Origin of the sequence: Alteromonas sp. RW2A1 (assembly GCF_001886475.1) — a bacterium.
Classification (GTDB): domain Bacteria; phylum Pseudomonadota; class Gammaproteobacteria; order Enterobacterales; family Alteromonadaceae; genus Alteromonas; species Alteromonas hispanica.
This window is the reverse complement of record NZ_CP018031.1, coordinates 1168585-1184902: the sequence shown is the minus strand read 5'-3', so window position 1 is coordinate 1184902 and position 16318 is coordinate 1168585. Positions and strand designations below refer to the sequence as shown.

The following is a 16318-nucleotide window of genomic DNA, read 5'->3' as shown; positions in this document are numbered from 1 at the left end:
TGGTGCAGAGTGTTTTAGCTAGGGATATTAATGTTTAAATATAAAATAAAATTTGACAGTGATGCATTCACGGTATTGGTTTCCGATGAGGCAGTTTATCTTCAGGAAAAAACTTGATACTCTGCTAAAAATACTAGGTGCTGAAGCCCTATTTATTGGTGTAGTTGGCAACCATAAGATCTCGACATTATAAATGGCTAGTTCTCGTGCCATTGAGCAAACAATTACATTTACCATAAATAATTCACATAACGACGCAGCTGAAAGGGAAGCAAAAGACCCGAACCATATTCATTCTTCATCAATAATCTGCACTAACTTGCCTAACGAGATAGAGGTGAGTATGAATGCGCCCATTTCCAATGAAAACGCTGGTACTGTAGGTATGCTTACAGGGTGCTTTGCAGCTTCAGCCGATGTTGAGCCACTGAAAAAAAAGCTATTTGAAACCGTTGCAGAGCAATTGAGTGCTTACCTTCAAAAGTGCTTCCTAAATAAACAAACGACGGCACAGCTAGGACTGTTAAACGACATTCAATCTATCGCAAAAATTGGGGCATGGGAGTTTCACTATCACGCCAAAGGCGTATTTTGGTCTGATGAAATTTACCGTATTTACGGAGTGTCAAAGAATCAATCACTCACGCCAAATGAAGCCATGAGCTTTTATGCGCCTCAATCGCAGGAAAAAATTAAGCGCGCATTTCACGACCTTACAACCAATCTTGAGGCTTATGATTTAGAGCTTGCTTTTACCGACGCCAGTGGCAATGCGAAGTGGGTGCGAACTACCGGAAACTCTGAGGTAGACCAACAGGGCAAAGTGGTGCGAGTTTATGGCACATTTGAAGATGTAACAGAAGCAAGGCTGATATCTACTCGCCTTAAGGAACATACCGAAACACTCGAAAATATTTTGAATAACTTGAACGATGCAGTCATCACTATTAACAGCGAAGGCCAAATACGGCAGTGCAACGAGGTAGCAGTTAGGCTGTTCGGTTATGATAAGAGTGAGCCAATAGGCGCGAATGTTGCCATGTTAATGCCACAGCCCTATGCCATGAAACACGATAGTTACATGCAACACTACAAAGCAACGGGTGAGGCTAAGATTATAGGTGTAGGTCGGCAACTCCCGGCTAGAAGAAAAAATGGCGACGTTTTTCAAATGGAGTTATCGCTAACTGAGTCGGTGGAGAAGGGAGAGAAACAATACATTGGGCTGGTAAGAGATATCTCCGATAGGCAGTATAATCAGCTGCGTTCCATTCAAGCCAATTACCTCAGGCGCGAGACGTTAGTTGACGCCAATGATGCTATCTGTAATGCGATTGCACGATTACCTATCTTTAAACACTACCAGATCCAAGAGAATTTATTGCACGCAAGTGCTGATGGCCAAAAGTTCGAAAGTCGGCTAGAGACATTTAAAACCCGTTATGCCTCCAAATACTTCGGCACTAACAAGGGCGTGTCTGCGGTCACGTTGGTAGCAAATCATGCCGCCATCAACGCAAAAATGATTGGCGCTAATGAGCATGAATCTCACTTTATCTACGACCTGTTGTTCAGCAATACCTCAGACATCAAGCCGGATGTATTATCAACGGATACTCACGGGGCTAACCATATGAATTTCGCTCTGCTAGACTTATCTGGCTATGCGTTTGCTCCTCGCTATGCAAATGTTGGTAGCGTCATTGATGACCAGTTTAGCATTCACAATGAACAGTTAGTGATGAAAACGCCCATTGATATCGCCACAGTCGAGAGCCAATGGGATGTCGCACAACGGATCATGATCTCTCTGCAGCGCAAGACAACCACACAAGCTGTATTGGTGCGCAAACTATCAGGTTACCCCAAAGATCACCCTTTATTGAAGGCCATCACCGAATACAATCGGTTGGTTAAAGCCCTTTATATCTTGAACTACATGGGCGATGAGAAACTTAGAAAACATGTGCAACGTGCTTTGAATAGAGGTGAAGCTTATCATCAGCTGAGAAGAGCAATTGCTTCGGTTAATGGGAATCGATTCCGAGGCTCGACTGATTATGAAATTGAGTTATGGAACGATTGTGCACGATTGCTGACCAATGCCATCATCTACTTTAACTCACTCGTGCTCAGTAAATTACTTGTTCACTTCGAGCATACGGGGCAAATCGATATGCTAACACTGACACAACAGGTGTCGCCGGTCGCTTGGACAAACATCAATCTCAATGGTACCTACAGTTTTAACTTCGGTCAGGATATACTTGATATGGATGAATTAATCCGTCCAATTACGGAAGAAGAGGTGTTGATTGAAAATTGACGAGCCTCTACAAGCACTGGTAATAAAGGGCTGCGGAGATAATTGAAAATCTAGGACGGAATGTCTGCAGGTAAGCGGTCAAAATAGACCGCTCTTTTATTCTTAAGCTAAGCCCCTAAAATCTAATCATTGATTAATATAGGAGAAAATATCAATGACTAGACGAAGATTCTTTGGTGTAACGCTTTCTTTCAGGCATCTCTTTCTCCAGTTAAGCTGATATTATACTCTTAACTGGACTGGTCAATTCAATTGGACCACGTCAAGGCATAGAGTTCGTTGATTTCTGATTCGCTGAGAATTTGTATACGCTTGGTGTTTGATGAAGAAATAGTGGTAAGCCTTTCTTGTTATTTTTAATCAGCATACCTTAATCAATGAGGTTAATGTTTACCAGTCAACTGCTTAACATTACCATAAAGCCGATTTAAGCGACTAAAGTGGTAAACTTTTCATAAGATAGTTTACCACTGTGTATTATTACTTAAGAATACTAATGCCGATTTCGAGGGGATGGGCTAAATAATACAAACTGTGTTATTCAAGGGGTGAAGTCCAATGGTACGAAAAGTTACTCTAAGCGTGAAAATTCAAGCTAAGGTTAATTTCGAGGGGATGGGCGCAAAACCCCAAGTAGGGTTAGAAGGCACAATGTCACTGTTTAAAGAGGAAGCCCTACAGGGTGACATTCTCAACTTTTATCCTGCCTTTGGCGGCAATGTAGAAAAGCGCATTACCAATCTTATTGTTGATCATTCAAATACAATACATCCAACTTGGTGGTTTGATGCCAAGATCAATGGCGACAATATAGAACTTGGTAAACGCACCACGTTTAACGCAAGAAACTTGGACAGTCCTTATTGGCAGAAAGCGATTACTAGACGCCGCGGTATTGTTGTTGCTACAGCAGTGGGCGAGTCTAACCTGGAGGGAAAGGGTAAATCACATTATTTAATGCGGCCTAAGTCTGGCGCGTTATTATTGGGCGCGGTTTATCGAGTCTTTAGCAACGGGTGTTTTAGTTGCGCCGTGGTAACCAGACCGCCGAGAGAAGACTTTAGCAAGTATCACGAAAAATCGATTCCCTTTTTCTTACCTCATGACAAAAGCGCGATTAATGCTTGGCTTAGCAATGAAGACAGTTCTTTTGTAAATGATTTACTGGCTAACCCACAAATTTATACAGATTTAGAAGTGACTAAGGTTAAAACATTTAAAAGTGGCGAAGCGATATCTCCGACGGCTTTATTACCCGCTAGCCAGCCGCATTGTTAGCGATATAATCAGAGGTTTAGCGAGACATATGCGTTTACAAGCAGCGAGCAGGTTTGGGTAGTCCTGCAAGCTTTGTAGCCTGCTTAGCAGGGCCTTTTTTAAACAGGCGCTGTAGATAACGGCTATTGCCTTTTTCAGGCCCAAATTTATTCGCCATAGCTTTTACTAATGCTCTAATGGCTGGGCTTGTCTCGTATTCCTCATAAAACTCGCGAACAAATCGAACCACTTCCCAGTGGGCGTCGGTAAGTTCGATGCTTTCCTCCTCGGCTAAAAAGGGCACCATGCCTTCATCCCACAAAGTGTAATCTAGCAAATAGCCTGCTTTATCTGTTGGGATCTCTTTTCCATTGTAGGAAAAACTAAATGTTTCTTGTGACATGTCTTTCGCCATTGTTATTCAGAGTATTTTTCATTCGTGAGTCATTCTTCACAGCTGCTTTTAGATACTAAGGCACGTCCTAGATAGCAACCCAATGTTGATGCTGCCCTGATAGCGCAGCAAATTCCCCCGCGCTAATTAAAGCTAGGTGCTTTAAAGGTTTTACACCACGAGATGCTACATCGTCTGCTACTGCGTAAAGTTTAGCAGCACTTGTTTCAATAGACTGCTCTTTAAAAACGTGTTCAGTAGTAGCTAAATGATGCTGTGCATATACTCCATCGCCCGAAAACACGATAACTGAGATGTTTTGCTTATCTCCTGAGTCATTTGCACCTTCATGGCTTAGTGCAGCATCAATAAACGCGATATCGCCGGCAGTAATTGCTCTTTTAGTTATATTTATCAGCATTAAAATGTCACCACATGATCGGCTTTTTCAACTAAAGCAACACGTTCGTGCGCTGTCACGAATTGGGCTTCGATCTCTTCAATAACTTGGGTGTTCTCAAACAGCGTATGAATTTGAAAATTTTCTGCACTGTCTTTGCAAATGTAGCAGTCTTCAATATCGAAAAAAGGCATGGATGCCAGCCGTTTACTGTGGTTTTTAATACCTTTGCGAGATGGAGTTTTAGTAAGCTGGAGCACACCTTCACCTTCAAACAAAACGATGACGTTATGGCCGTAATTAGTCGCAGCTAAGGTAAAATCTAAACCGTCTTGGCTGATTGCGGTGCCATAAGGGCTTTGTGTGAATCGAATAAGTATTGTGGCCATTAAAACTGTACCAGTCTGTCGCAATTATGTAGCTCGGTAAAAAATTCACCCAATCCTGCCTGTATAAAAGGGGCAGAAAGGTTAGCTTGGGCTATGCCGTGTTCTTGTGCCTCTTGATCGCTAACAATACCTCGTTTAACCGCCGCTGTAATGCACACCAGCAGCTTAACTTCGTGTTGCTCGCTTAAGCGCTTCCAAGCATCTTGGCCGTAAAATTCATCGCCAGTATTAAGCATTAGGTTATTGGTGTGGTAAACACCGTCGCCGTAAAAGAATAAGTTGTCTACCGTATCACCATTACTGATCACGCCCTGTATAAATTGATACGCGCGAAGAGCGCTGTCGCCTTGAAAAGGCGATGAGGTAATTAAAACTGAATATTGCGCCATAAAAAGTGTTCCAAACAAAAACACCCCGGTTAAGGGGTGTTTGTTTATAGCTTAAAACGCTAAATTAGTCGTCGCCGCCAAATGCACCTAATAGGTGAAGGATAGCAGTGAACAAATTATAAATGTTCAGGTAAAGCGATACTGTAGCGCGAATATAGTTGGTTTCGCCACCGTTAACAATACGACTAGTGTCGAACAGAATGAGACCAGACATAATAAATACAATAGCCGCACTAATCGCCAAACTTACCGCTGGTACTGCAAAAAAGATATTAGCTATTGCAGCGACAATCACCACAACTAAACCAACCATCAAGAAGCCACCCATAAACGAAAAGTCTTTCTTCGTGGTTAAAACGTAACCGGATAGTGCAAAAAATACTAACGCGGTCGCGCCAAGCGCTTGCATAATTAGTGCTGGACCGCCAGGCAGCGCCATAAATCGTTGAAGCGTAAATGCTAGCGATGCACCTAACAGGCCGGTAAATACAAACACCCAAAAGATACCTGATGAAGAGTCTGCTTTTTTCTGTACAACAAATAGAGTGATAAATGCGCCTATGGTCATGCCTAAAGACATCATAGGAGAAATACCTACTGCCATGGCGACACCTGCACAAACTGCACTAAACGCTAGTGTCATCGCAAGCAGCATGTAGGTGTTGCGTAGAACCTTGTTCGTCTGCAATACCGATGGTTGAGATGCACTAGAATACATCGAACGTTGATCCATTGTTTCCTCCAAAAGGACTATGATATGACCACAAATGGTACACTGTTAATTAGTGTATGTTGTATGGGTTTTAGTTCCCATTTTCAAGTAGTTTCAGATGAAAAAGACGTTATGTGCCTATAAAAACACCCAAGGCACTCAGTTGATACGTTATTTGATTGATTTATGGGCACTTAAATAAGTTTTTTAATTTTTCCCTTTACAGCGAAAAAAATATCATTAAGATACGCAGCACTTCTGGAGAGTTGGCAGAGCTCGGTTTAATGCACCTGACTTGAAATCAGACGTGGGGTCAAACCCACCGGGGGTTCGAATCCCTCACTCTCCGCCAGATTAGAGAAACCCGCACATCGTTGCGGGTTTTTTTGTTTGCCCAGCGAAGCTGGCAAACCCGTCAGGTTGAAAGAAACCTGAATCACCCTGACTGAGGGGAAGATAATCCGAATGGCAAGGGCGTTAGCTCGAAACTATAGCAGTACAGTCGCATTGGCATTCATGATGATGTGGCTACCAATGTACTGCTGAACAAATAATGTTCAAAGATCAACAGCCTCTAGAGAAGGCATACAAAAAAATACTCGCGCCGAGTTAGAAACCACAGCGCAGAGCCGATTAAAGCATGCGGTCTTGGCCGAACGTTTTCCCCAGGCGCCAGCAGATTCACTATCGATGTGGATTGCGGATATGGATACCCAGCCGCATTGTGCTATTGCTACTGCCATAGCACAATGTGCAAATGAACGTTACGGATATCAGACAGATACTCTGCAGAAAAGTGTTAGTTCATGGCATGGTGTGCCATCTGAAAACGTTATTGGTGTGGCCAGTGTAATAAGCGCTGTCGATGTGGCGTTGAAAACATTTTGCCGTAGTGGCGATGACGTCATGATTTTTGATACCACTTACGGGCCGTTGGTTGATTGCATTATCAACAATAATTTGAACGTTCATAGCGTTCATTTTAAAACGGATACAAACAACGACGCTAATAGACATGGTAAAGATAAAAGCCCAATCGTAGACGTTAGCGTGCTATCTCAAAATGCCACTGCGTTTGTACTGTGTCATCCAAACAATCCTACTGGCACCGTACTCTCAGCAGAGCTTCAAGCAGAAATCATACAGTTTTGTCACGAAAATAATATCACCATTATTACTGATGAGGTGCACAGTGAATTCGGTTTTGTTGATGAAGACAGTCCAGGAGCGATCCCGCTGTTTGGATCCGGTGTAGACAGGCACCTGCAAAAAAACATTGTTCATATTAACAGCGCGTCAAAAGCGTTCAATCTCGCTGCTATCCCCGGTGGTTCCTACGCCATCATTGACGATAGTGAGCGACGAGAAGCTTTTCGTGCCGCCATAACATCACGGCATCTAGATGCCAGTAATCTGTCGCAAATTGCATTGCAAGCTGCTTATAACAACTCAAAGCAATGGCTAGATGAAGTGCGAAGTGCGATTGCATTAAACCGCAAGCTAGTTCATTTTTATTTTAAAGAACATCATATTAAGTGTAGTTACACAATGGGGCAGGCGGGCTACTTTTTATGGTTATGCCTATCTGATGCACATCATGCTTTGCCGGCACAAAAAAATTCTACCGTGCAGACGCTAAGACAGGATCAGACGAAAGATATAAGTCTTTTGTTTGGGAGTAATGACAAATCAACTGTGTTTAAGCCGGCGTCAGATTTTGAAACCTGTATAAAGCGCGGCGTTATTGGTAGCGATGGAAGTCTTTTTAATGCGCCAGGCTTTATTCGACTGAACCTTGCTTGCCACCCTTTGCAAATAATAGAAGCTTTAAATAGACTATTTTTCGTTTAACACGCCCTAAACTAAAAAATGAAGTATGCTTCACCTTGGCGAATCTCGTGGTATTATGCCTACAGAGCCATTAAAAAATAATAAATCTATGCGTATAGCGATTTATACAATCGTTTGTAAGACGCGATGTTAGTGAGACAATCTTGTGATCAAAATAATCCTAGTAGACGACCATGAATTGGTAAGGACAGGGATTCGACGCATATTGGAAGACGTCGATGGTTTTACTATTCTCGCTGAAGCGAAGAGCGGTGAAGATGCGGTTCAACTATGCAGAAAGAACGCGCCCGATGTTATATTAATGGATGTAAATATGCCCGGCATTGGCGGTTTAGAGGCAACGAAAAAAATTGTGCGTATGTCTGAGAATACGCGGGTGATCTGTCTGTCTATGCATACCGAAAGCCCAATACCTATGCAGGTAATGGAAGCTGGGGCATACGGTTTTTTAACTAAAGACGCCGAACCCGATGAAGTCATTCGAGCTATTCACAAAGTGGCTGCAGGTCAAAAATATGTTGATAGTGACGTGGCAAACAGCATTGCTATTGGAAGGCTGTCACCACGTTCAGACAATCCTTTTAACGATTTGTCTTCGCGAGAACTCAGCATTGCCATGCGGTTGACTAAAGGCAAGCGCGTGCCCGAGATAGCCAGCGAGCTTAGCATCAACCCTAAAACGGTAAACACATACCGATATAGAATGTTTGATAAACTAGGCGTGGCAACCGACGTAGAGCTAACTCATTTAGCGCTGCGCCACAAACTTATCGATTCAAATCTGCTATAGGTAACAACCTCTTACATTATGTCTGCATTCGACTCAGCAGCGTTTCTAAAAAATCTTACCTCCCAACCTGGCGTGTACCGAATGTACAGTGCGCAGGAGGAGGTCATTTATGTTGGAAAAGCGAAAAACTTAAAAAAACGTGTTTCTAGTTATTTTCGCACTAACGTGGATAACGCGAAAACACGATCGCTTGTCAGTCAAATAGCGCATATGGATGTCACTGTTGTTAACAGTGAAACAGAGGCTTTTCTTTTAGAAAACAACTTCATAAAAAAATATAAGCCGCGATACAACGTGGTTATGCGCGATGACAAATCGTATCCGTTTATATTTTTATCTGACCATGAACATCCTCGTCTATCTTTTCATCGCGGACCGAAGAAAAAGAAGGGCGAGTATTTTGGACCTTATCCCAGTGCCTGGTCGGTAAGAGAAAGCTTGCGCTCTATGCAGCGTATTTTTCCAGTACGTCAATGCGAAGACAGTTACTACCGTGCTCGCAGTCGCCCTTGCTTGCAATATCAAATGCAACGATGCAGTGCCCCTTGTGTCGAGGGGTATGTATCTGATGAAGAATATAAAGAACAAGTAAATTTTGCCCGTTTGTTTTTAAAAGGAAAAAATCAACAGGTTATTGGTAGCTTGGTGAAGAACATGGAAAAGGCCAGTGAAGCGCTCAATTTCGAAGCTGCTGCGCGCTACCGAGATCAAATTAATGCCCTTCGCAAGGTACAAGAGCGTCAATGGGTTGCAGGTACACAGGACAACATGGATGTATTTGGCTTCGCGTTTAAAGGTAATATGGCGTGTATACAGGTTATGTTTATTCGCGAAGGGCAACTTTTAGGCAGCAAGGCTTTTTTCCCAAAAGTGCCCAACATTGCTAATGAGAGCGAAGTTTTCGAGTCGTTCTTTTTACAGTTTTATTTGGCTGGAAATAAAACTATTCCACGTCAAATTGTTATGGCGCACACCTTAAGTGACGAAGCCGCTATAGTAGAGCTGCTTAGTAGCGAAGCCAATCACAAAGTAACGTTCTTTAAAGGTGCTCGGGAAGAAAAGCGGCAGTACCTCGAACTAGCACAAACAAATGCTGAGTCTGCGCTTGATGCTCAGTACAGCCAACAGAAGTCGGTTTTTGCTCGCTACCTCGATTTAGAAGAGGCCATGGAAGTAGACAGCCCAATTCAGCGCATGGAATGTTTTGATATCAGCCATACCTCGGGACAACAAACAGTAGCCTCATGCGTGGTATTCAATAGAGAAGGGCCGTTAAAGAGTGATTACCGTCGATACAACATTGAGGGAATTACGCCAGGTGACGATTACGCTGCAATGGCACAGGCGTTAAAGCGCCGGTATAAATCGGTGAAAGAAGTACAGAAAATACCTGATTTGCTGTTAATTGACGGTGGCAAGGGGCAACTAGCGCAAGCTGAGGCATTTTTCGAAGACTGGCCTCATGATAAAAAGCCTATGCTTTTAGGGGTTGCTAAAGGAACCACACGTAAGCCAGGCTTAGAAACATTGATACTTGCTGGCAGTCACGACGTGCTGCCAATGGAAAGTCATTCTCCGGCATTGCATTTAGTACAACACATCCGGGATGAATCTCACCGCTTTGCTATAACCGGCCACAGGAACAGACGGCAAAAGGTAAAAAATACCTCAAGCCTCGAATCTATTCCAGGTGTTGGCGCTAAGCGTCGCCAAACGCTGTTAAAGTTTATGGGTGGCTTACATGGCCTGAAAAAAGCCAGTAAGGGTGAAATTGCCAGCGTACCCGGCATTAGCCAAGATCTAGCCGATACAATTTACGACCACTTGCACCAATAACATAGTGACTGGCAAGCAATAATGATTAAATTAAGGTAAGGTGTAGACAAATTAAAGCCGTAAAAGGCTAGCGCTAAAAATGCCCCTAGGGCAAAACTGAGATATATCTTTTATGTGGAATGTTCCAAACTGCATTACTTTGTTCAGAGTAATTTTAATTCCTGTTTTCGTGGTTGTTTATTTTCTAGATTGGCGTTGGGCTCACGAGGCGGGCGCATTTGTATTTTGGCTTGCGGCCATTACCGATTGGTTTGATGGGTATTTAGCAAGAAAGTTACAGCAATCGACGCCGTTTGGTGCCTTTCTCGACCCTGTAGCAGATAAGCTTATCGTAGCTACGGCACTTCTCATGATTACTCATAGCTATGCAACTTTGTGGGTAACACTTCCAGCCGTGGCATTATTAGTTCGTGAAATTTACGTATCTGCACTGCGTGAATGGATGGGCTCAAACGGTGTGCGCGATGCCGTGAAAGTATCATTTATTGGTAAAGCGAAAACTACAGCTCAAATGTTAGCCCTTATTGGCTTACTTTCAGGCTTAGAAACCTTCATGGGCTTTCCAATTTACTGGGTAACCCTAGGCTATATTTTACTTTATATCGCCGCGGTGCTGTCAATTTGGTCAATGCTTGTTTATACAAAAGCGGCCTGGCCACACTTGAAAGGCGGTGCGTAAAAACAAAATTGATCGCGCTTTAACCAAAGTGAATAAAAAAATAGCAAACGATCATAAAAACACGCATTTATCTCAATTTAAACGTTTTTTCGTATTGACAGTTTTGATTGGGTAGGTAGAATGCATCCCACATTTCGAGAGGACATAACCCAAACGAAGTGTACGATTTAAGAGTGCGGGAATAGCTCAGTTGGTAGAGCACGACCTTGCCAAGGTCGGGGTCGCGAGTTCGAATCTCGTTTCCCGCTCCAAAATCGCTGGCATAAGTAATAGACAGATTAATACTAATCACAGTTTATTACAGTCAGATTACTAAGGCGGAATGGCAGAATGGCTATGCAGCGGATTGCAAATCCGTGGATCTCGGTTCGACTCCGGGTTCCGCCTCCATAATCTGCAACGCCACATCAGGTTCTACGCCTGACACCTCGCTGAAAAGCAACCCAATGCCCGGGTGGTGAAATTGGTAGACACAAGGGATTTAAAATCCCTCGCTGGTAACAGCGTGCCGGTTCAAGTCCGGCCCCGGGCACCATTTATTTTTTCTAGCATTATAAATTCTCATAAAACCAATCATACAAAGAATACTAGTTTTCTTCCCATATCATCTTCTTGTACTACTCCTATTATAGACCATATCACTATTCAATATTTTTGCAGCGACATAGCCTCGGTTCTTGCGCACATCATTTTTACTGATAAAGTAAAAGTATGTCGCAATTAAACGAATGGATGAATCTATGCAAATGAGTAACAAGGAAGCGGATAAAAACGATGTGCTTTCAGCTACAGGCTTTTTAACTGAGTATGCTTTTCTATAATCTCTGTTTCAATCCAAAACGCTGGTGTTGATGACGATATTTTGGGTTGTTTTTTTCGGTGGATTTGGGCTTCTTCTTTTTAAGTTTGCGTCTGCGTAGATATTGCGTACTCTTTCATTGAATTAGGGTAATTGCGCGTTCGCATAAGAGGTAAAACTTATTATGGAACCTCATATTACAGGAAGGCAGTACGATAAAATTGCCTCGTGGTGGCATGATTATCATAAAACATCTTCATATGGTGTTAAGCCATTTGAGCATGCGCTTAGCTTTGTGTCAGCAGAGAGAAAAGGAAAGCAAACTGCACCATTAGCGCTTGATGTTGGTTGCGGCAGCAGCGACAGATTTATTTCAATATTAGAGCGTAGCGGCTTTTTGCTTACAGGCATTGATGTGTCTGAAAAGATGATCAAGTTGGCAAAAGACAACCATCCTAGCCACCATTTTCTGCATAAGGATATTGGCGCTTGGCAACCAGACAACGAGTATGATTATATTTATGCTTGGGATAGCTTATTTCATCTTCCGCTGAGCATGCAAAAGCCAGTGCTCACAAAGCTTTGTAATTGTTTGAAGGAAGGTGGAGTTTTGCTTTACACCTTTGGCGGTGAAGAGGGGGAACAAACCGGCACAATGCAGGGTAACACCTTTTATTACAGCTCCATTGGTACGAACAAAAATATTCAGCTTCTTATCGAAAACGGGCTACACATTCAGCATTTGGAGAAAGACCAATACCCAGAAGATCACGTTTATGTCATTGCTAGTAAAGCGCAAGCGTAACCGTAATGAAAATAGTATTGGTCTTTTCGCCGGACCTATTTTAACGCCTCAATTTTAAACGTTTATTTCGCGGCAGCTTTCAGTGGATTCATTTTTTGATCAATTTGCTGCGCTTCTTCAGCCGATAAGGTCTGTGTTGACAGCGGGGCAGGCCGTCCATAGAGATAGCCTTGGAGATAATCGGCTTTCGCATTTTTTAACCAGCTTGCTTCATCCTCTGTTTCCACACCTTCCGCAATTACCTCTATACCGCTGCGATTTGCTATTTGAATGAGACTATTCACGATATTTTGTTTATAAGCATCATTATGTACACCCCTAACTAACTCCATATCTATTTTTACAAAGTCGGGGCGTAAACTTTGAAGTAAGTTTAATCCTGACCAACCGGAGCCAATATCATCTAGTGCAATTTGGAAGCCCGCATTGCGATAGAACGCCAGTATCCCCTTTAAATGGTTAAGGTCGTCGGCTCTGTGAGTTTCGGTTACTTCAAACACAATATCAGAGGGTGAAAGACCTATTTCATTAATTGCTGCAGCAGTAGCTCTTAGGCAGTAAGACGGGTCGTATATGCTTGACGGGTTAAAGTTAATAAACAGCTTGGAATTAAGCTTACCCCGCGCTGCGCATTCAACGGCCGAACGTCTTGCTACTAGGTCGAGAGAGAACAGCAGGTCAGATTTTTCTGCTAATTTAAAGGCTAACGCTGGCGGTACGATAGAATCATCGCTGTCGCGCACCCTAAACAATCCTTCGTGAGCAAAAACGCTTTCATCTCGCGCGTTAATAATAGGCTGAAACCAAGTTTCGTAACGTTCTTTTTCAATACTGTCGATTAACCATTTTGCTTGATAACGATTAACCAAAATTTCTAATGTCACTATACGCCCCATATCGTCAATTGAGGGGGCGCCATCGTGGCATGCCGTTGTTACCTTAGTATTTTCTTTTTCTTTTGACTCAAGCGCACCATTCATTGACATAATAAACTTCTGAATAGCCGGGCGTTCAACTACACAAGATATACAGTGATCGGACTGTTGAGTCGCGTTGATGTCCATAGAACCGCAAAGCCCAGCAACTTTAGAAAAGGTTTCCAGGGTGGGAACAAAAATCCAAAAATGAGTGGTATCAAAAAAATAGTCGTCTATTGATTCACAATCGGCACAATACATTAATACTTCCTAAAACATGGTATTCACTTGTTATTACAGTTTTCAGTACTATTTAGTTTTTTTTGTAATTAATTTCTTTTAAGGTTTTAAATCAACTTCTAAAGATGCTGCGATACAAATATGCTATCTTTCGCGCTTATGCACACTATTTTCATCTTTTTCAGTAGGGTAAACCGTTGAATTCAGTCATGTCTTTGCGAGCTGAAGAACTGCTTAAATCTGAGCGTCCTTTTCACGCTAGGGGAAGTAAAGTAAAACGCTGTGACGAATGTCTGTTACCAAAGCAAAACTGCATTTGCTGCCACAAGCCTGCGCAAAGCACTAACGTCGCCACCGTATTTCTCATGTACAAAGGAGAGTATTATAAGCCAACCAATACGGGTAGGCTCATTGCGGATGTGGTTAAAGAGAATTATGCCTTTTTGTGGCATCGCACAGAGCCTCAAGCTCAATTACTCGAACTGCTGAATAACTCAAGCTATTTGCCTATTGTGGTGTTTCCTCATGAATACGCGCATGCTGATAACTGTATTAATCAACCACCCCAGATTGATAACAAGAAACTATTATTCATTTTTCTAGACGGTACATGGCGTGAAGCAAAAAAAATGTTCAGCAAAAGTGCTTATCTCGCCAATTTGCCGGTTTTAGGGGTAAATGTGAATGAAACCTCTGACTACTTATTACGAGAGGCAAGTCATACTTTCCAGCATTGTACGGCAGAAGTGGGCATAAGCGTGCTTGAACTGGCTGGAGAAAAAGAGGGGGCAGAAACGTTAGCCCAGTATTTTAGTATTTTTCGGCGTGAGTATGTAAAAGGCAAGCCTCATTTACGAGATAAGCTGGCGTTTGCTACATCTCAAGTAAAATAGCGCAACAAAATAAAAAAGCACAGGTAAGAAAGCGAAATTTGCAGGTAAGGTAGCTATTTATGTAACCTGTAACCAACAGTAAAATTATCTGCAATACAGTATTGAGCGTTTACAGCGCAAATTGCGTAAACGATTAGTATCAAAACGGTGTGTCTTACACCCTTTATCAACGAGCTAAACGGAGAGATTAATTATGTCGACAGTCACTTTTCAGGGTAACGAAGTAAAAACAGTAGGCGAGTTACCAAGCGTTGGTGAAAATGCGCCCGCATTCACCCTTGTAAAAGCCGATTTAGGTGAAGTAACGCTAGCAGAATTATCAGGTAAGCGAGTAGTACTAAATATTTTTCCATCAGTCGACACAGGAACCTGTGCCGCATCGGTTCGCAAATTTAATGAACATGCTGCTACGCTTGATAATACGGTTGTTATTTGTGTTTCTGCGGATCTTCCATTTGCAGCGGGTCGATTCTGCGGTGCTGAAGGCATTGAAAATGTCATCACTGGATCGACATTCCGCTCATCGTTCGGTGAAGACTATGGAGTGGCCTTCGAGTCTGCGCCATTAACAGGGCTTATGTCTCGCTGTGTTGTAGTTATTGATACAGAAGGTAAAGTAACTTATACCGAGCAAGTGGCTGAAACCACAGAAGAACCAAACTATGATGCCGCGATTTCTGCATTAAACTAAAAATATCTGCGTTGGCATCGCCCTTATTAACGTTATTTGCAACTGTCTTATTAAATAATTAGAGGTAAGGCAGTTGCAATATTGAGTGAATTTTAGGAGAAATTTATGTCTTCAGCGTTGCTACAGGTTGGAGAGCTTGCGAGTAAAATGCAGGAGCTTCCGGTCACTCTTTTACGCGCTTTAATGGACGATCCGCTCACGCAAACACCCGATAAGCGTAATGCGATGGTGTTGCCCGCATCTGTAGATATTGATCTCGACGGTGAGGGCAGCGACCACTCCAAAGGTCTTCCTCATACCATGCCATCTGCACAGAATTTGGCATTGTATTTAGGGAAAACAGGAATAACTGCAAACACAACAGTAGTTGTTTACGACACCAGAGGGATTTTTAGCGCACCCCGAGTATGGTGGATGCTCAAAGCTATTGGTCACAAATCTGTATTTTTACTCGATGGTGGGCAGCCAGCATGGCAAAGCGCAGGTTTGCCGGTTTCTGAGCAACAGTTTTATGGCAAGTTAACGTATCAAGCATCACCTAGTGAGGGTTGGTTTGTTAATGCCGATAGTGTTGTTAGCGCGCTTGATTCCAATGTGCAGCTTTTAGACGCACGAAATAAACCTCGATTTCGAGGTGAGGTGTCTGAACCTCGTGTTGGTGTAAGATCTGGCCATATGCCTGGCGCTTTTAATATTCCCTATGGCGACTTGCTCAGCGACGGACACTACCTTCCGATTGATTCCCTTAAACGCATTTTTGACCAGTCGAAAATAGATTTGTCACTACCCATTATATGTACTTGCGGTTCAGGCATCACTGCCTGTGTGGTCGCTTTTGCGGCTTTACTGTGCGGAGCGAAAGACGTATCTGTTTACGACGGTTCGTGGTCAGAGTGGGGCGCTAACGAGAGTTATCCCGTAGCCATTGGCTAGCACTCGCAAAAATTCTA

At 42.8% G+C, this 16318-nt stretch carries 16 protein-coding genes, 4 tRNA genes and 1 pseudogene; 15 read left to right on the top strand and 6 right to left on the bottom strand.

The genetic code is table 11. From position 1 onward, the window contains the following. Window positions 1-193: 193 nt before the first annotated feature. The 3 genes and pseudogenes from BM528_RS18935 to BM528_RS05360 all read left to right on the top strand — a co-directional run. Window positions 194-850, top strand: a pseudogene (locus BM528_RS18935) (PAS domain-containing protein); the annotation flags it as partial. Beyond that, window positions 824-2326: a Tn3 family transposase gene (locus tag BM528_RS18800; RefSeq protein ID WP_269529780.1), complete on the top strand. Its 1503-nt coding sequence runs from the start codon at window positions 824-826 to the stop codon at window positions 2324-2326. The pseudogene BM528_RS18935 and the gene BM528_RS18800, both read left to right, overlap by 27 nt. A gap of 558 nt (window positions 2327-2884) precedes the next feature. Beyond that, the gene (locus BM528_RS05360; protein ID WP_232230580.1) at window positions 2885-3604 is read left to right on the top strand and encodes an SOS response-associated peptidase family protein; all 720 of its coding nucleotides are present in this window, start codon (window positions 2885-2887) and stop codon (window positions 3602-3604) included. A 34-nt stretch (window positions 3605-3638) separates the two neighbouring features. On the opposite strand, the gene BM528_RS05355 is transcribed toward BM528_RS05360, so the two are convergent. The 5 genes from BM528_RS05355 to BM528_RS05335 all read right to left on the bottom strand — a co-directional run bounded on the left by BM528_RS05355 (window position 3639) and on the right by BM528_RS05335 (window position 5888). Then, window positions 3639-3986, bottom strand: coding sequence for a TusE/DsrC/DsvC family sulfur relay protein (locus BM528_RS05355; protein WP_071978998.1), 348 nt, complete (start codon window positions 3984-3986; stop codon window positions 3639-3641). A 79-nt stretch (window positions 3987-4065) separates the two neighbouring features. Continuing rightward, complete coding sequence (locus BM528_RS05350; protein WP_071978997.1) at window positions 4066-4398, bottom strand: DsrH/TusB family sulfur metabolism protein; 333 nt, start codon at window positions 4396-4398, stop codon at window positions 4066-4068. After that, on the bottom strand, window positions 4398-4766 hold the full coding sequence (locus BM528_RS05345; protein ID WP_071978996.1) for a DsrE family protein: 369 nt from the start codon (window positions 4764-4766) through the stop codon (window positions 4398-4400). Before BM528_RS05345 ends, BM528_RS05350 begins: the two co-directional genes overlap by 1 nt. Then, a complete protein-coding gene (gene tusD, locus BM528_RS05340; protein ID WP_071978995.1) occupies window positions 4766-5155 on the bottom strand; it encodes a sulfurtransferase complex subunit TusD in 390 nt (129 codons plus the stop codon). Before tusD ends, BM528_RS05345 begins: the two co-directional genes overlap by 1 nt. Window positions 5156-5219: 64 nt before the next feature. Beyond that, window positions 5220-5888 (bottom strand): Bax inhibitor-1/YccA family protein, encoded by a 669-nt coding sequence (locus tag BM528_RS05335; RefSeq protein WP_071978994.1) that lies wholly within the window; start codon window positions 5886-5888, stop codon window positions 5220-5222. A 239-nt stretch (window positions 5889-6127) separates the two neighbouring features. Here BM528_RS05335 and BM528_RS05330 point away from each other — a divergent pair. From BM528_RS05330 to BM528_RS05290, 9 genes are all read left to right on the top strand, one after another. Continuing rightward, window positions 6128-6219 (top strand) — tRNA-Ser (locus BM528_RS05330). 296 nt (window positions 6220-6515) lie between these two features. Continuing rightward, on the top strand, window positions 6516-7718 hold the full coding sequence (locus BM528_RS05325) for an aminotransferase class I/II-fold pyridoxal phosphate-dependent enzyme (protein ID WP_083595209.1): 1203 nt from the start codon (window positions 6516-6518) through the stop codon (window positions 7716-7718). A 145-nt stretch (window positions 7719-7863) separates the two neighbouring features. Further along, window positions 7864-8508: a UvrY/SirA/GacA family response regulator transcription factor gene (uvrY, locus tag BM528_RS05320; protein ID WP_071978993.1), complete on the top strand. Its 645-nt coding sequence runs from the start codon at window positions 7864-7866 to the stop codon at window positions 8506-8508. An 18-nt stretch (window positions 8509-8526) separates the two neighbouring features. Further along, on the top strand, window positions 8527-10344 hold the full coding sequence (gene uvrC, locus BM528_RS05315; protein ID WP_071978992.1) for an excinuclease ABC subunit UvrC: 1818 nt from the start codon (window positions 8527-8529) through the stop codon (window positions 10342-10344). 112 nt (window positions 10345-10456) lie between these two features. After that, a complete protein-coding gene (gene pgsA / locus BM528_RS05310; RefSeq protein WP_071978991.1) occupies window positions 10457-11023 on the top strand; it encodes a CDP-diacylglycerol--glycerol-3-phosphate 3-phosphatidyltransferase in 567 nt (188 codons plus the stop codon). Between the two features lie 175 nt (window positions 11024-11198). After that, window positions 11199-11274: transfer RNA gene (locus tag BM528_RS05305), tRNA-Gly, on the top strand. A gap of 65 nt (window positions 11275-11339) precedes the next feature. Continuing rightward, window positions 11340-11413, top strand: a tRNA-Cys gene (locus tag BM528_RS05300). 58 nt (window positions 11414-11471) lie between these two features. After that, window positions 11472-11558 (top strand) — tRNA-Leu (locus BM528_RS05295). Window positions 11559-12006: 448 nt separating this feature from the next. Then, the gene (locus BM528_RS05290) at window positions 12007-12627 is read left to right on the top strand and encodes a class I SAM-dependent methyltransferase (protein ID WP_071978990.1); all 621 of its coding nucleotides are present in this window, start codon (window positions 12007-12009) and stop codon (window positions 12625-12627) included. 62 nt (window positions 12628-12689) lie between these two features. Here BM528_RS05290 and BM528_RS05285 read toward each other — a convergent pair whose 3' ends face one another. Continuing rightward, on the bottom strand, window positions 12690-13805 hold the full coding sequence (locus BM528_RS05285; RefSeq protein ID WP_071978989.1) for an EAL domain-containing protein: 1116 nt from the start codon (window positions 13803-13805) through the stop codon (window positions 12690-12692). A 188-nt stretch (window positions 13806-13993) separates the two neighbouring features. On the opposite strand from BM528_RS05285, the gene BM528_RS05280 reads away from it, so the two are divergent. The 3 genes from BM528_RS05280 (at window position 13994) to BM528_RS05270 (ending at window position 16301) form a co-directional block, all read left to right on the top strand. Beyond that, entirely contained in the window at window positions 13994-14677 is a 684-nt protein-coding gene (locus tag BM528_RS05280; RefSeq protein ID WP_071978988.1) for a tRNA-uridine aminocarboxypropyltransferase, read from the top strand. A gap of 193 nt (window positions 14678-14870) precedes the next feature. Further along, complete coding sequence (tpx, locus tag BM528_RS05275) at window positions 14871-15368, top strand: thiol peroxidase (protein ID WP_071978987.1); 498 nt, start codon at window positions 14871-14873, stop codon at window positions 15366-15368. Between the two features lie 105 nt (window positions 15369-15473). Then, on the top strand, window positions 15474-16301 hold the full coding sequence (locus BM528_RS05270) for a sulfurtransferase (RefSeq protein ID WP_071978986.1): 828 nt from the start codon (window positions 15474-15476) through the stop codon (window positions 16299-16301). Window positions 16302-16318: the final 17 nt, after the last annotated feature.

Bases quoted from the DNA above. Each gene is read 5' to 3' on its own strand.
- BM528_RS05360 (WP_232230580.1), top strand. From the start codon at position 2,885: ATGGTACGAAAAGTTACTCTAAGCGTGAAAATTCAAGCTAAGGTTAAT.
- BM528_RS05355 (WP_071978998.1), bottom strand. From the start codon at position 3,986: ATGTCACAAGAAACATTTAGTTTTTCCTACAATGGAAAAGAGATCCCA.
- BM528_RS05350 (WP_071978997.1), bottom strand. From the start codon at position 4,398: ATGCTGATAAATATAACTAAAAGAGCAATTACTGCCGGCGATATCGCG.
- BM528_RS05345 (WP_071978996.1), bottom strand. From the start codon at position 4,766: ATGGCCACAATACTTATTCGATTCACACAAAGCCCTTATGGCACCGCA.
- tusD (WP_071978995.1), bottom strand. From the start codon at position 5,155: ATGGCGCAATATTCAGTTTTAATTACCTCATCGCCTTTTCAAGGCGAC.
- BM528_RS05335 (WP_071978994.1), bottom strand. From the start codon at position 5,888: ATGGATCAACGTTCGATGTATTCTAGTGCATCTCAACCATCGGTATTG.
- uvrC (WP_071978992.1), top strand. From the start codon at position 8,527: ATGTCTGCATTCGACTCAGCAGCGTTTCTAAAAAATCTTACCTCCCAA.
- pgsA (WP_071978991.1), top strand. From the start codon at position 10,457: ATGTGGAATGTTCCAAACTGCATTACTTTGTTCAGAGTAATTTTAATT.
- BM528_RS05290 (WP_071978990.1), top strand. From the start codon at position 12,007: ATGGAACCTCATATTACAGGAAGGCAGTACGATAAAATTGCCTCGTGG.
- BM528_RS05285 (WP_071978989.1), bottom strand. From the start codon at position 13,805: ATGTATTGTGCCGATTGTGAATCAATAGACGACTATTTTTTTGATACC.
- BM528_RS05280 (WP_071978988.1), top strand. From the start codon at position 13,994: ATGTCTTTGCGAGCTGAAGAACTGCTTAAATCTGAGCGTCCTTTTCAC.
- tpx (WP_071978987.1), top strand. From the start codon at position 14,871: ATGTCGACAGTCACTTTTCAGGGTAACGAAGTAAAAACAGTAGGCGAG.
- BM528_RS05270 (WP_071978986.1), top strand. From the start codon at position 15,474: ATGTCTTCAGCGTTGCTACAGGTTGGAGAGCTTGCGAGTAAAATGCAG.